Origin of the sequence: Castellaniella sp. GW247-6E4 (assembly GCF_040276065.1) — a bacterium.
Classification (GTDB): domain Bacteria; phylum Pseudomonadota; class Gammaproteobacteria; order Burkholderiales; family Burkholderiaceae_B; genus Castellaniella.
Genome location: NZ_JBELOI010000035.1, coordinates 1 through 1,906, shown reverse-complemented (window position 1 = coordinate 1,906; position 1,906 = coordinate 1). Strand labels below are relative to the sequence as shown.

Below are 1,906 nucleotides of genomic sequence, written 5' to 3'. Positions count from 1 at the left end.
TCCCGCGTCCCGGCGGTGCGCGTCAACCGCTCAAGATAGTTGTCGTCCACCGCTCAAGATAATTGTCGTCGTCCAGTGGAGCCCGTCCTTCTAGTTATCTGTGATCTCAGTGTCAATGCCGATCCTATCGATTGTCCTCTCTACTACGCGTGGGTACGCGACGAACTCCGTCGGATCAAGGTGTCTACGCTGGATCCGGCGCAGAAATACGTAACCTTCCGGGCCCCGACTAGCAACAGGCTGAACTACGCGACCGACCTTTCCTCTGATATTGACGCTCAGAACGAGTTGGCACGCGCTGGGCAAGCAATGTTCTTGGGCATAGAGCAGACACATCCAAGAATGCGAATTGAAGAGCGGGTCGGTGCCGTGAAGCAAATCACATCAGGGATAACGGCGCGTAGTGCCGCTTTTATTGATGCTCTCGCTTCACCAGCTGAACACCATTGGATCGATCCAGCACTAAATAGTCTTGCATGGCACCTGAAGGAAGCGGAGCGCCTGCTGGGAAGCCACAACTTGAACCGTGCTGAAATAGAACTAGATGCAGCCGAAGTAATGCTCCCTGACGCTGCAGCGCTTGAGATTGGAGACTATTGGTTTCTGCGTGGAAAATGGCATTCTGCCACGGGCTCTGATGACCAAGCTAGCACGTCATTCCAGCAGGCCCACGCATCAAACCCGCTGGGTAAATATTGGGCTGCGCACGTTGAGGCGCAATTTCGAATTTGCGTTTCAGATGAGGGCCCAAAGTCCTACCCTGACATTATTGCTCAGCTGACAGGAGATGACCCTGCTGTTATATCCCTAAAATCGAGAGTACTGGCCGCTGAGGGAAAACTAAGCAATGCGATTGAAGTAGCGGACCAAATCGATGGCCCGGAACGGTACATGGCAAGGGCTCTAGCACATACTATATTCAGCAAGTCAGCGAATGCCCTTCAAGACTGTGACTTGGGCCTTGGCACTCCAGATCTACCCAAAAATATACGACGCGTACTTTTGCTTTTACGAGCACGGGCAAAGTTCTTACTTGCTCAAGCCAGTGCTCCCACCTGGATCGAAGAACGGTTACCACCCAGTGGAGTAGCAGGAATTGACCCCTTGCTTGTACGAGAAGCTTGGACGGCCATCCAAGAAGCCGTAGACGCTCTGCGCGAAATAGGTTGGAGCTCCAATATCGATCAAATCGCAGATATATGGTGTGCAACCGCGTCAATGCTGGGAAAACAAGAGGAGGTACTTCCTGAACTCAAGGCAGCCGCTCGATTATGGCCCCGGTTACAAACCCTTCAGGATGCTCTAGGATCGATCGCTGCTCAGTGCGGGGACTTTACAACTGCGCTGGAGGCTAATAAACGACTAGCCCCGTCAGACACACGAGAGCTTCAACGTGTACTCCTACTGCACGAGGCAAATAAACACAAAGAGTGCTTCGGCTGGTTCGACAGTCACTTCGATAGTTTCGATCGAAACAACACGCTATTCGGGCTTGCGGCAACTGTAGCGTCGATCTCGGCCTACAAGCTGTCAGAGCCAAACTTAGTTAAAAAATGGTCTGCTGAGCTCGACGCACATTCACATTTAAAGAAGCATGCAGTGCTCCTGCGGTATTACCTATCCATAGAATTAAACAGGATTGATAACGAAAAAGCGCTCGACAGGCTACTTGAGGACTTCGACGAGCTTGGCAGGCCATTCACCATAGCGCTAGCTTTGCTGGGAGAGCTCGACCCAGCCAACGAGAAACAGGCAGCCCTTTGCGTCCAAATTGCAGAGAGCGTTTGCGAGCAGGTGGAGCCATCCCCAGATATGGCAGCTCATGTGGGTCTAGGGAAGGTCTGATCAAGCCGATTTCAGAATCCGCTTTTCCAGCCCAATCGACTCGGTTTTCATAATGCAGAAA

Annotated in this window: 1 protein-coding gene; it reads left to right on the top strand. The window is 52.0% G+C overall.

Annotation, left to right across the window (positions count from 1 at the left end):
- Positions 1-342 precede the first annotated feature (342 nt).
- On the top strand, positions 343-1,845 hold the full coding sequence (locus tag ABS761_RS16785) for a hypothetical protein (protein ID WP_350409535.1): 1,503 nt from the start codon (positions 343-345) through the stop codon (positions 1,843-1,845).
- Positions 1,846-1,906: the final 61 nt, after the last annotated feature.